Annotated in this window: 10 protein-coding genes and 1 tRNA gene; 3 read left to right on the top strand and 8 right to left on the bottom strand. The window is 65.7% G+C overall.

Translation table 11 applies throughout. The features are described from left to right. Nucleotides 1-57 precede the first annotated feature (57 nt). Nucleotides 58-882, top strand: a complete 825-nt coding sequence (locus FBY30_RS14400) for a hypothetical protein (RefSeq protein WP_142133477.1) — start codon at nt 58-60, stop codon at nt 880-882. A gap of 71 nt (nt 883-953) precedes the next feature. Next, nucleotides 954-1,760: a transglutaminase-like domain-containing protein gene (locus tag FBY30_RS14405; RefSeq protein ID WP_142133478.1), complete on the top strand. Its 807-nt coding sequence runs from the start codon at nt 954-956 to the stop codon at nt 1,758-1,760. Here FBY30_RS14405 and FBY30_RS14410 read toward each other — a convergent pair. The 8 genes from FBY30_RS14410 to bcp all read right to left on the bottom strand — a co-directional run bounded on the left by FBY30_RS14410 (nt 1,757) and on the right by bcp (nt 11,834). After that, nucleotides 1,757-2,230 carry a MarR family winged helix-turn-helix transcriptional regulator gene (locus FBY30_RS14410; protein ID WP_142133479.1) on the bottom strand — a complete coding sequence of 158 codons (474 nt, stop codon included), beginning with the start codon at nt 2,228-2,230 and terminating at the stop codon, nt 1,757-1,759. The genes FBY30_RS14405 and FBY30_RS14410 overlap by 4 nt on opposite strands. Beyond that, on the bottom strand, nt 2,230-3,339 hold the full coding sequence (locus FBY30_RS14415) for an LLM class flavin-dependent oxidoreductase (protein WP_142133480.1): 1,110 nt from the start codon (nt 3,337-3,339) through the stop codon (nt 2,230-2,232). The genes FBY30_RS14410 and FBY30_RS14415 overlap by 1 nt, the downstream gene beginning before the upstream one ends. Before the next feature lie 192 nt (nt 3,340-3,531). Further along, complete coding sequence (locus tag FBY30_RS14420; RefSeq protein ID WP_142133481.1) at nt 3,532-6,768, bottom strand: efflux RND transporter permease subunit; 3,237 nt, start codon at nt 6,766-6,768, stop codon at nt 3,532-3,534. A 69-nt stretch (nt 6,769-6,837) separates the two neighbouring features. Further along, a complete protein-coding gene (locus FBY30_RS14425; RefSeq protein ID WP_142133482.1) occupies nt 6,838-8,340 on the bottom strand; it encodes a malate:quinone oxidoreductase in 1,503 nt (500 codons plus the stop codon). Nucleotides 8,341-8,419: 79 nt separating this feature from the next. Further along, nucleotides 8,420-10,087, bottom strand: a complete 1,668-nt coding sequence (locus FBY30_RS14430) for an ABC transporter substrate-binding protein (protein WP_235009449.1) — start codon at nt 10,085-10,087, stop codon at nt 8,420-8,422. 165 nt (nt 10,088-10,252) lie between these two features. Further along, nucleotides 10,253-10,957, bottom strand: coding sequence for a fasciclin domain-containing protein (locus tag FBY30_RS14435; protein WP_142133483.1), 705 nt, complete (start codon nt 10,955-10,957; stop codon nt 10,253-10,255). A gap of 232 nt (nt 10,958-11,189) precedes the next feature. Then, nucleotides 11,190-11,271, bottom strand: a tRNA-Leu gene (locus FBY30_RS14440). A gap of 89 nt (nt 11,272-11,360) precedes the next feature. Continuing rightward, nucleotides 11,361-11,834, bottom strand: a complete 474-nt coding sequence (gene bcp, locus FBY30_RS14445; RefSeq protein ID WP_142133484.1) for a thioredoxin-dependent thiol peroxidase — start codon at nt 11,832-11,834, stop codon at nt 11,361-11,363. 96 nt (nt 11,835-11,930) lie between these two features. Between bcp and FBY30_RS14450 the strand changes: the two genes are divergently transcribed. Further along, nucleotides 11,931-12,389, top strand: coding sequence for a MarR family winged helix-turn-helix transcriptional regulator (locus FBY30_RS14450; RefSeq protein WP_142135300.1), 459 nt, complete (start codon nt 11,931-11,933; stop codon nt 12,387-12,389). The last annotated feature ends 533 nt before the right edge of the window (nt 12,390-12,922 follow it).

Here is a 12,922-nt window from a genome sequence, read left to right on the forward strand (position 1 = left end):
GAAAAACACCCCGCATGCGCGCAGGGGAGCGGACGAAGCGCCGCTAGGCTGGCTTCCATGACAGGCAAGGCAGCATCCACCCTCCTTTCCGGCGCATCCCTTGTTGCCGCCGCCGTATTGCTGGCGGCGTGCTCCGGAACACCGGCCGGAAGTCCCGGCTGGACGGCGCAGCCGGCCCCCTCCGGAGCGGCTGCAAACGGGTTGGCAACGTCTGGCAGCCCCATGGAGGGAGCCACCCCGGGGGCAACCGGCAGCAGCACTGGATTTACCTCCGCAACGCCGGCCGGACCGCAGGGCGCGGCCACTGCCGCTGCCTGGAAGACGTTCTCGGACTCCGCGAAGACGGTCAGCTTCGACCTGCCGGCGGACTGGATCGCCCAGTCCGTCCCGCCGGAGGAAGGCGTCCTTCCCGGCGGACTGAAGGTCGACGTGAAGAAGCCCGACGGTACCTTCGTTGCCGCGCTCAGGACGGGACTCCCGCCGTCGTCCGCTGACTGCCCGGACAACGCAAAGCACCCGTACACCGTGATCAGCAGCGTACCCTTCGAGCTCGCCGCCCAGGGAGGGGAAGGAACCATCCCGCCCCGGATGGTCTACCGGGTGATCCAGGGCTACCGCTACTTCGGCTCCTACGGCATCACCAACCTGGTGGGCGGGGCGGACGGCAAGGCGTGCGAGCTGCGGAACGTGGTGCGCGGCCCCGCAGGCAAGGGGGACTACTCCTTCGGCGACCTGGTGGCGCTCAAAGCCTTCGCCCCGGACCAGAAGGTGGCTCCGGCGAAGGCCTTTGACACCTTGGGCCAGGCAGCGGAGTACGTCAACGAGAGCAGTGACTTCGCCAACGTGCAGCGGATGCTAATGTCGCTGAAGGTCAAAAACTAGTCCCGCTTCCCGCACTCACCCGGTGCCGGGGCACGCGACTTTCCGTCCGCCCCCAATACCCCCGGAGAGACATGGAACGCTCTGTTTCCGCACGCCTGGCCTTCAGGACCATCGCCAACACCAAGGTGGCCATGGCCATCGCCGTAGCGAGGAACAGCGGCTACTCGTCCTTCGAGGAATCGTTGTCCGTGACTGCAGGCGGAGCGGACGTTCCGCTTACCGACGTTTCGGACCACCATGGCGGCCGGTTCCACTACATGGAGTTCGCCGAGCCCACGGAGGTCACGGTGGAATACACAGCCACGGTGACCGGGCGGGGCGTGCCGGAACAGGCCAGCCTGGCAGACCGGATCCGGTACGTGCGGCCAAGCCGCTACGCCGAGTCAGACCGGCTGCTGCCCACGTCGTACGCCGAGTTCGAGGGGGTCCAGGGGGCCGACCTGGTGCACGCTGTCCGCAACTGGGTCAACGGCGAACTACGGTATATCAGCGGCTCCTCCCGCGGCACTGACGGCGCGGTGGAAACCCTGCTCAGCAGGCGCGGCGTCTGCCGGGACTTCGCGCATCTTGCCATTGCGCTGCTCCGTTCCAAGGACATCCCCGCCCGCCTTGCCGCTGTCTACGCCCCCGGCCTGAACCCCATGGATTTCCATGCCGTGGCCGAAGCCTACGTGGAAGGCGCCTGGCACATCATCGACCCCACGGGGCTGGCGCCGCGGGAGTCGATGCTGCGCATTACCGCCGGCCGCGACTCGTCGGACACGGCCTTCCTGTCCACGGTGGGCGGCAGCCTGGTGCTGAACCAGTTGCGCGTCACCGCGGTGGTCAACGGGGACCTGCCGGCCGAGGATCCCGCCCGGCTGGTCCAGCTGGGCTAGCGTTTCCGCGGCAGGGGGCCCAGCGAGTTCCGCAGTTTGTCCGTAAGCCGCATCAGTTCCTTCTGCTCGGCGGCTGTCAGCGCGGGACCCACCAGCGCCGAGATGTCCCGCACGTGCTCGCGGCCAATCTCCTTCTGCAGCTCGCGCCCTTCATCCGTCAGCTTCAACAGAACGCCGCGGCCGTCCTCCGGCGCGGGCATCCTGGCTACCAGCCCCCGCTTTTCGAGCCGCTCCACCAGCCTGCTGAGGCTGGACTGGCTCAACAGGACGTTGTCGTTGAGCTCGTTGAGCCGCAGCCAGCCTGACGGGCAGCGGGAGAGCGTGAACAACACGTCGTACTCATTGAGTGCCAGCTTCCGGAATGCCGGCCCGGACTGCAGCTTCCGCATCACGGCAACCTGCGCCCGGAACAGTGATTCCCACGTTTCGGCTGCCAGCCGCACCGGCGATTCCGATCCCCCCGCGGCCATTACGCCTCAGAGGTGGCTTCTGCGGCGTCCTGCGATGCCAGCAGGGCTGCCACGCGGCCGGCGTGGGTGGGCGGTTCCGGGACGTGCGCCGGCTTGAGGGCCGCGTATTCCTTGCGCAGGACGGGCAGGACTTCCTCGCCGAACAGGTCCAGCTGCTCCAGCACGGTCTTCAGCGGCAGGCCGGCGTGGTCGATCAGGAAGAGCTGACGCTGGTAGTCGCCGAAGTACTCACGGAAGGTCAGGGTCTTTTCGATGACTTCCTGCGGGCTGCCCACGGTCAGCGGGGTCTGCGAAGTGAAGTCCTCCAGGGACGGCCCGTGGCCGTAGACGGGGGCGTTGTCGAAGTACGGCCGGAATTCCTTCACGGCGTCCTGGGAGTTCTTCCGCATGAAGAACTGGCCGCCGAGGCCCACGATGGCCTGGTCCGCCTTGCCATGGCCGTAGTGCTCGTACCGCTCGCGGTACAGACCGATCAGTTGCTGGTAATGCTCCTTGGGCCAGAAGATGTTGTTGGCGAAGAAGCCGTCACCAAAGTAGGCCGCCACCTCGGCAATCTGCGGGGTGCGGATGGAACCGTGCCATACGAAGGGGGCCACACCGTCCAGCGGACGCGGCGTGGAGGTGAAGTTCTGCAGCGGGGTGCGGAACTTGCCGGACCAGTTCACGGTGTCTTCATCCCAGAGCTTGCGGAGGAGGCTGTAGTTCTCGATGGCCAGCTCCACGCCGTCCTGGATGTTCTTGCCGAACCAGGGATACACCGGCGCGGTGTTGCCCCGGCCCAGGACCAGGTCCACGCGCCCGTCCGCAAGGTGCTGGAGCATGGCGAAGTCCTCGGCGATCTTCACGGGGTCATTCGTGGTGATCAGCGTGGTGGCTGTGGAGAGGATGATCCGTTCGGTCTGGGCTGCGATGTAGGCCAGGGTGGTGGTGGGGGAGGAGGAGAAGAAGGGCCGGTTGTGGTGCTCGCCCAGGGCGTAAACATCCATGCCGATCTCTTCGACCTTCTTGGCGATGGCCACAGAGGCCTTGATGCGTTCGTGCTCGGTGGGGGTGCGGCCCGTGGTGGGGTCCGTGGTGATGTCGCTGACGCTGAAAACACCGATTTGCATGGCGTGCCTTTCCGTTCCTGGATTTGCTGGGCTTGGTTTCAGTCTAGACCAATTTAGATGCATTTGCATCTATCGCCTTCTGTAACACCGGGCCGCCGTGGTTATTCCCACTTCCGTCCACCGCAGGCCGGCGCGTTAAATGGCGATGCCCGCACCGCAGGGCGGTACGGGCATCGCCATTCGCGACATGCGCTATTCGGCGCCGGGGGCCGCGCGGCGGCCGCTGACCTTGGGAACCTGGCCGGTGGTCCAGTCCCGGAACTCCGCGTCGACGTCGGATCCCGGGCCTGTCTTCACGCCGGGCTCCGGACGGGCCTGCAGGTCCTTCAGCAGTGCCTTCTTCTCGCGCCGCCCCTCCACCAGCCGGTACAGGACGGGGACCAGGATCAGGGTCAGGGCTGTGGAGGACACCAGGCCACCGATCACCACCACGGCCAGCGGCTGCGAGATGAAGCCGCCGCCGCCGGTGAGGCCCAGCGCCATGGGGGTCAGGGCGAACACCGTGGCCAGCGCCGTCATCAGGATGGGCCGCAGGCGCTGGCGTGCGCCGTTGGTGATGGCATCCGCCACGTTCATGCCGGGCCGGCCGTCTCGCGGCTGCCGGTACTGGTTGATCAGGTCGATCAGCACGATCGCGTTGGTGACCACGATGCCCACCAGCATCAGCATGCCAATGAGCGACGGCAGTCCCAGGGGTACGCCGGTGAGCAGCAGCAGGGCCACGGCGCCGGTGGCCGCGAACGGAACCGAGACCAGCAGGATCAGCGGCTGGACGAGGGACTTGAAGGTGGCCACCATGATCACGTACACGATGGCGATGGCCGCCAGCAGGGCCAGGCCCAGCTGGCGGAAGGATTCGGCCTGCTGGGTGGTGGCGCCACCGATGGTTGCGGTGACTCCCGGCGGCAGCTGGACATCGGCCAGGCGCTTTTGGACTTCGCTGTTCACCGCGCCGAGGTTGGAGCCCGACGGCGTGATGGACACTTTGGCGGTGCGCTCACCGTTGCTGGCGGTGATGGAGACGGGGACGTCCACCTGGTCCACGGAGGCGATGCTTCCCAGTGTCACCGGCCGGCCGCCGGCAGGCAGCGGGATGTTCCGAACGGCGTCGATGCTGGTGAACTTGGTGCCCTGGCCGATCCGGACGGGGAAGTCGTTGGTGTCGATCCGCACGGTCCCGGCGGGGATGGGGCTGATGGTGGATGCAAGGACCCCGGCCACCTGTTCCTCGTTCAGTCCGGCGGCTGTGGCCTTGGCCCGGTCCACCTTGACCTGCACCACCGGGTTGCTGGCGGCCAGGTTGCTTTCCACCTCGCTGGTGCCGGGCACGCCGGTCATGGCCGAGACCATGGTGTCGCTGGCGGACTTCAGGTCGGCGCTGGTGGCCGCCTTCAGGGTGATGTCCACGGTGGAGGAGGTGCCGAAGCCGCCCTGCTGGGTGCCTACGGAAACCTTGCCGGCGTCGGGCACCTTGGCAAGCTCCGAGCGCACAGTGTCCTGAAGCCGCTCCTGGTCGGCCTTCTCATCCGTGACCACAGTGAAGGTGGAGTTGGAGGATCCGGTGGAGGTGAGGGCGGCGAAGCCGGCCTGGGCGTTGCCCGAGGTCACCTGGACGTCCTTGATGCCGTCGATGCCGCGCAGTACCTCTTCGAGGCGGATGGCGGCAGCACTCGTGTCAGCGAGGCTGGTGCCGGCGGGCAGCACCTGGCGGACCGTCAGGCTGTTCTGCCCGGAATTGCCCAGCAGGTTCGTGGCCAGCAGCGGCGTCATGGCTCCGGTGGCACCGAGCACCAGGACAGCGGCCACCAGCGTGATCACCGGGTGCTTCTGGGTCGACCGAAGGATGGGGAGGTAGCCGCGCTGCAGGCGGCTGCGCTGTTCGGCGTCGTGGGCTTTTGCCTTCGCCTCGTCGGCCATCCGCCGGGCTTCGGCGGAACCTGCGGGGGCACCGCCGGCCTTGGGGTTTTTGAGGAACCAGTAGGCGAGCACCGGAACGATGGTGAGGGAAACCAGCAACGAAGCCAGCAGTGCCATGGTGACCGTCAGGGCAAACGGGCGGAACAGTTCGCCGGCAAGCTCGCCGACGAAGGCGATGGGCAGGAACACCGCCACGGTGGTCAGGGTGGACGCCGTGATGGCACCGGCCACTTCCCGGATGGCGGTAAGGATTGCCGTCGACTTTTCCTCGCCGTAGCTCAGGTGCCGCTTGATGTTTTCGATGACCACGATTGAGTCGTCCACCACCCGGCCGATTGCGATGGTGAGCGCGCCGAGCGTCAGGATGTTCAGGGAGTAGCGGGTGCCCGACAGCCCGATGAAGGTGATCAGCAGCGACAACGGGATGGACACCGCCGTGACCAGCGTGGACCGGGCGGACATGAGGAACAGGAGGATGACGGCGACGGCGAACCCCAGCCCCAGCAGGCCTTCGGTGGTGAGGTCCTTGATGGACTTTTCGATGAAGGGTGCCTGGTCGAAGACGGGGGTGAACTTGGCGTTTGAACCCAGTTCCGCTTCCAGCTCATTCAGGGAGTCCCGCACCGCGTGCGAAATTGCCACGGTGTCGCCCTCGGGCTTCTTGGTGACGGAGACGGCAAGGGTCTCTGCCCCGTTGGTGCGGGTAATGGAGGTGCGTTCGTCGTCCTTGATCGACACGTCGGCCACCGAGCCGATGGTGGCGGCGTTTTTGGCGCCGGCCAACGGCAGCGCCTTGATGGCATCCAGGGAATCCACCGGACTGCCGATCTGCAGCGAGAGGGTCTTTCCCTGGTCCTCGAGGGTGCCCGCGGGGACCAGCGCGCCGTTGTTGGACAGGGCGTCCCGGATGGCGGTGAGGCCTGTCCCTGCCGCCGCCATCGCATCTGCCCGGGGGAGGATCTCGATGTGCTGGGTGGCGCCGCCGGTCACGTCAGCGCTGCGGACGCCGTCGATCTTCTGCAGCCGCGGCACGCTGAGGCGCTGCAGGTCCGCGTTCAGGTCGCTGAGCGGCTTGTCCGAGGATACTGCCAGGAAGACGATGGGGAAGTCGCTGATGCTGCCGGCGATGGCCTGCGGCTGGACGTCGCTGGGCAAGGTCCGCTTGGCGTTGGAGATGGCCCGGTCGATCTGGTTCCGGGCCCGGTCCAGGTTCGATCCATAGGTGAACACCATGGTGATCTGCGAGACGCCGGTGCGCGACGTGGAGGAGGTGGATTCCAGCCCCTCCACGCCGTTCAGCGCCTTCTCGAGCGGACCGCTGACCTGCTTGTCCACCACCTCCGGCGATGCGCCCGGCATGGGGCTGAGCACCGTGATCTGCGGGAACTCGATGGAAGGGATGAGCTCCTGTTTCAGCGATGACATGGTGATCACGCCGAAGACCGAGGCGAAGACGGTGATCAGCGCGATCAGGGCCCGGTTCGCCAGGGAAAGGTGCGCCAACCGGAACATGGGTGGTCTCCTGGGGGTCTAAGTGACTGGTACATGCCCTGGGGGTGCCAGCCGCTGGCCCCGGCAGGGTCAGTGGCTGGCGGAAACGCTCTCCAGCTGGAGGGACTTGGCCGTGGCCCTTTCCAGCTCCGCGGCGAGGTCCGGATTCTCATCCAGCTTCACCCCGTAACCGGGCATCATGTCTTTGAGCTTGGACTGCCAGCCCTTGAAGTTCTTGGGGAACGTCTTCTGCAGGAGCTCGATCATGATGGGGACAGCGGTCGAGGCTCCGGGCGAGGCGCCCAGGAGCGCACCGATGGAGCCGTCGCGGCCGGCGATCACTTCGGTTCCGAACTGAAGGATGCCGCCCTTTTGCGGGTCTTTCTTGATGATCTGTACACGCTGGCCGGCGGTGATGAGTTCCCAGTCCCCGCCCTTTGCTTCCGGGTAGTACTCGCGCAGCGCTTCGACCTTCTGGTCGTGCTTCTTGACCACTTCCTTCACCAGGTAGGCGGTGAGGTCCATGTTGTCCTTGGCCACGGCGAGCATCGGGATGATGTTGCCCGGGCGGATGGACAGGGGCAGGTCCAGGTAGGAGCCGTTCTTGAGGAAGTTGGTGGAGAAGCCTGCGTACGGTCCGAACAGGAGGGAGCGCTTGCCGTTGACGTAGCGGGTATCCAGGTGCGGGACGGACATGGGGGGAGCGCCCACCGATGCCTGGCCGTACACCTTGGCGCTGTGCTGGGCGGCGATGGTTTCGTCGGTGCAGCGGAAGAACTGGCCGGAGACGGGGAATCCGCCGTAGCCCTTGCTCTCCGGAATGCCGGAGGCCTGGAGCAGGTGCAGGGCACCGCCGCCGGCGCCGACGAAGACGAACTTGGCGTGGATCTTGCCGCGTTCCCCGGACTTGGGGTGCTTCAGTGTCAGGTCCCAGCCGCCGTCGGAGGCGCGGGTGATGCCGGTGACGTCATGTCCGTAGTTGATTTCGACGCCGTTGTTCCCCAGGTAGGTGGTCAGCTCGCGCGTCAGCGCGCCGAAGTCCACGTCGGTGCCTTCGGCCGCGCGGGTGGCGGCAATGCGCTGCTTGGGGTCGCGGCCCTTGACGATCAGTGGTGCCCACTTGGCGATCTGCGCGTGGTCCTCGGAGAACTCCATGCTCCGGAACAGGGTGTGCGGCTTCAGCGCCTCGTAGCGGGTCTTCAGGAACCGGCTGTGGTCCTCGCCGATCACGAAGCTCATGTGCGGGACCGTGTTGATGAAGCCCTTGGGTGACCCGATCAGGTTGTTGTCCACCAGGTGGGACCAGAACTGGCGGGACAGCTGGAACTGTTCGTTGATGAGCAGAGCCTTGGAGGGGTTGACCGAGCCGTCCTTGGCTGCGGGGGAGTAGTTGAGCTCGCAGAGGGCGGCGTGGCCCGTTCCTGCGTTGTTCCAGGGATCTGAGCTTTCGAGCCCCGGCTGGTCCAGCCGTTCAAACAGGGAGATGGTCCAGTCCGGCTCCAACTGCTTGAGGAATGCCCCCAGTGTGGCGCTCATGATGCCGCCGCCTATCAGGACAACGTCGGCGTGTGGGGTCTTGGAAATGAAGGTCACGATCAGTCTCCGATTGCAGCGGCTCTGGCTGTCACAGAATATCCCCGCGCGGGCCACATACTGAAATTGGACCGGTCCGTCAAGACTTCAGCTGGACCTTCGTAAAAACTTCATTTAAGACCGGGGATGCCGGGTAACTCTGCACCCGGTCCGAGAGGGCAAGCGCGGAAATGGGGAAGGCGACGGGAACGGCCGGCACCGTCGCGGCTATCTGGGCATTGATGGTGTGATAAAGGTCATCCCGCTCCTTGCCGTCGGGCAGTCCGCGGGCCCGGTTGATCTTCGAAAAGACCTGCGGATCCTGGTACCCGAACTCGCCGTTTTTCTCCCCAAAGAGCGGGCCTACGAAGTTGTCCGCGTCTGAGTAGGAGCCGTTCCAGCCGAGGATGTGGAGCGCGTGGTCGCCGGCGGACTGGACCTTCTGCAGGTACCCGTCGGACCAGTCCACCGGGACAGGCTTGATGTTGAAGCCGACGGCGGTGAGCTGGCGGCTGAGTTCGGCGTACACCTTCTCCGGCGTGGGCAGGTAGGGCCGGGTGACGTTCAGCGGGTAGTAGAACTTCAGTTCCTCGCCGGCGTAGCCACCCTCCTTCAGGTAGTCCTTGGCTTTCGCGGGATCGTGCCCCAGCTCCGGCGCGTCGTTGTTGAAGCCGCTGATCTTGGGCGGCACGAACTGCGTGGCCTTGGCGGTGTTGTCGATGAAGAACTTCCGGATCAAAGTTTCCTTGTCGATGGCCAGCTCCACCGCCTGCCGGATCTTCTGGTTCTGGAGAACCGGGACGTCCTGGTTCATGCCCACGTACATCACGGAGAACGGATCGCGCTGGACAATCTGCTTGCCGCGCTTCACCAGTTGGTCGAAGTTGCCCACGGTCACGGCGTCGTAGCCGTCAATCGTGCCGTCCAGCAGTGCCTGGAGGCGGGTCTGGGGATGGTTGTAGGCCATGAAGTTGATGGTGGCGATCTGGCCCCGGTCGCCCCAGTAGCTCCGGTTGCTGGACAAGGTCACATTGTCATTGCCCCAGGCGGCGAGGGTGAAGGGGCCCGTGCCCACCGGGTTTGTGGCGAACGCGGACATGGCCTGGCCGCCCCGGTTCTGGTCCAGGATGTCGGCTTTTCCGGACGAAAGGGCCGCAGGGGACGCGATGGCGAAGGCGGGAAGGGTCAGCGCCTGGAGGAACGCGGTGAAGCGCTGGGTAAGGTCGATCTGCACGGTATCGGGTGCCGGCGCCGTACAGCTCTTGAAGATGGAGAGGCCGGGCTCATCCGAGTGTGCCTTGAACACGCCTTTGAAGGAGCTTCCCGGCGCCTGTTTCCGCAGTGCCACAGGGAAATTGAACCAGCGGTTGAAGTTGGCGCAGACGGCGTCGGCGTTGAAGGGCGTGCCGTCCTGGAAGGTGACTCCCGTGCGGAGTTTGAACGTGTAGGTGCGGCCGTCGTTGGACTCATTCCACTCGGTGGCCAGCAGCGGGGTGGGCTTGCCGGTGGTTTGGTCCACGCCCACCAGGCCTTCGAGGATCTGCCGGGTGATGCGCTGCGACTCCACGTCGTTGGACAGCGCCGGGTCCAGGCCCAGGGGCTGGGCGGCCGTACCGAAGTTGAAGGTGGCCGCAGGTTCCGCCGGCGTGGTGCTGGGCGTACCGGAGGTGGGGGCAGGGGACGGCATGCCGGTGCATGACGTCACGCCCAGCGCCATGAGGACGGCACCGGCCTTGATGACCGTACGCCGCGAAGTACTGCTGGGCACTCGTTTATCACCTCTGGATGCTGCCGGCTCCGCCGCATGCGGGCCGGGATCCAGTCTAGGGGACAGGAACCGGGGCCGGCCCCGGGAGGTCATCCGGCGCGCCAAGGCCGGGTCCACTGAAACCAGCGGACCCGGCCTTCTTATTGGGGGGCCGTACGGGAAGGTTTACTTGGGCATGAGGACCGAGTCGACCAGGTACACCGTTGCGTTCTTGGTCTTGACGCCGCCGCACACCACGTTGGCGTCGTCCACTTTGAGGTTGTCACCGCTGCCGGTCACGGTCACGGAACCACCCTCGACCGTGGCGTGGGTGCCGGCGATCTTGTCAGGGGTGATCTGGCCGGGGACTACGTGGTAGGTCAGGATCTTGCTCAGGAGGGCATCGTCCGTCTTCAGGGTCTCGATGGTTGCGGGGTCGATCTTCTTGAAAGCGTCGTCAACCGGGGCGAAGACGGTGAATTCGCCACCGTTGAGGGTGTCCACCAGGTTGACCTTCGGGTTCAGCTTGCCGGAGACGGCAGCGGTCAGCGTGGTCAGGATGGGGTTGTTGGACGCTGCCACGGCCACCGGGTCAAGGGCCATGCCCTCCACCGAGCCGGCACCGGTGGGAACCTGCTTGGCGTAGGCGGCGCAGCCCGGCCCAACAAGGTTGGCTGCGGGGTCCATCATCCCGGCCGAGGAACTGGCGGACGGGGACGCCATGGCGGAGCTGGACGGGGACGCCATGCTGGAGCTGGGGGAGGATGACATCGGCGCCGACGACGCCGAGGATCCTGAGGTGCTGCCCGAGCCGCCGCATGCGGTGAGGCTGAGCAGAGCGGCCGCTGCAACGCCTGCGACGGTGAAAGTGGTGCGCTTGAAGGTCTGCATTTCAGTTCTCCTTGGATCGTTTGCCTGCCGCCGTCGGACGTTGTGCCGTCGGCGTGCGGTCTGCCTTGCGGTAAGCACCTGCCCTTGGCTGGTGTCTCAATGGCTATTCGGCCGGTGGGCAGCGGCGGATGGGTGGATCTTTGGAGTTTTTCGAATAGAAGCAGGAACCGGCACCGGGGCGTGGGCTGCTTAACGCACGAATCCCCCGGCCGGAGCCGGGGGATTCGCCGGGTGCGCAAGGGGGGACTTGAACCCCCACGCCCGAAGGCACAGGAACCTAAATCCTGCGTGTCTGCCAATTTCACCACTCGCGCGCGTCATCCGGGGCGTGAAAAGCACGACGGCGGATGACAGGTTCCATTGTAGCGTCGCCCCGGCGGTGGGCCGGGCAGCCGCGGCCGGGTCAGGCGTCCAGGTTGAGGTCCCGCCTCAGCTTGGCAACGTGTCCCGTGGCACGCACGTTGTACTGGGCCAGTGCCACCTTGCCGTCCGGATCCACCACGATGGTGGACCGGATCAAGCCCTCGTAAGTTTTGCCGTAGTTCTTCTTCTCGCCCCAGGCGCCGTACGCCTCGGCCACCGCGTGGTCCGCGTCGGAGAGCAGCGGGAACGTCAGGGACTCTTTGTCAGCGAACTTCGCGAGTTTTTCGACGGGGTCCGGCGAGATGCCCAGGACATCGAAGCCGGCGGCCTGGAGGGAAGCCAGGCTGTCGCGGAAATCGCAGGCCTCCTTGGTGCAGCCGGGGGTGGAGGCGGCCGGGTAGAAGTAGACGATCGTGGAGCGCCCGGGACGGGGAGCCAGGCTGACGTCCTTGCCGGTTGAATCCTGCAGGGTGAAAGCGGGTGCATTGTCGCCGGTAACGAGTCTTTCAGCCATTGTTTTTCTCCTTGTTGCGGGCGGGACACAACAGCCTAATAAGCAGGTGGAGCGAGTGCTAATCGGCACTTGGTTATACTTGCTGCTATGCCTGATATGGATCACTGGCCCACAGGGCGCCTTCTGTCCACTGCTGCGCGCCTCGTTGAACACTCATGGAACGAAAAGCTTGGCGCCATCGGACTCACCCACGCCGGTGTTATTGCCATCGAAGTCCTTGCCGTGCAAGGACCCATGACCCAGGCCCAGCTCGCCCAGTACGTCCGCGTCCAGGCCCAGACCATGGGCAAGACGCTCAGCCGGCTTGAGGCCCACGGCCACATCGCCCGGGTCCGCAGCACCTCGGACCGCAGGAGCCATGTGGTGTCGCTGACCGAGCAGGGCAAGGAAGCCGTTGCCCAGGCCGTGGAGATGGAGCGTTCGGTGTTGGCATCAGCGTCGATCGACCCCGAACTGCTGCGCCAGGAACTCAAAGCCGTCGTGCGTGAGCTCGCCAGCCAGTTTGCCACCACCCCCAGCAACGCCGGAGCCCTCATGGATAACGTGGCCAAGTAGCCACCGGTGGCACCGGCAGTATAAGCGCGGACCTGGTCTTGAATGACCGGGCCGCGCTTTTTTGTGCCCGGCTGCCGTCCGCCGTCGTACCTCTCCGCCCCCAACCATCGATTGCTCCGTAACTGTCGTTTTGAGCGGCGAAAACGGCAGTTACTCAGCAGTCGATGATGGGGTGCACCCGGAGGCGGCAGCAACTCATGAGGCCAGCCCCCGGACCTGGTCCTGTGCCGCCGGGGCTGCTCTTATTGTGCCCGTCCGCCGTCGTACTTCTCCGCCCCCAACCATCGATTGCTCCGTAACTGTCGTTTTGAGCGGCGAAAACGGCAGTTACTCAGCAGTCGATGATGGGGTGCATCCTGAGGCGGCAGCAACTCATGAGGCCAGCCCACGCACCTGGTCCTGTGCCGCCGGGGCTGCTCTTATTGTGCCCGGCCGCTGCCCGCCGTCGTACCTCTCCGCCTCAACCATCGATTGCTCCCCACCGGCCCCCTAGCCTCGCAAGCTCGGCCAGGGAACCCTGCCGGCGTGGGCCC

This window comes from Arthrobacter sp. SLBN-83 (genome assembly GCF_006715285.1).
In the GTDB taxonomy this organism is placed as follows: domain Bacteria; phylum Actinomycetota; class Actinomycetes; order Actinomycetales; family Micrococcaceae; genus Arthrobacter.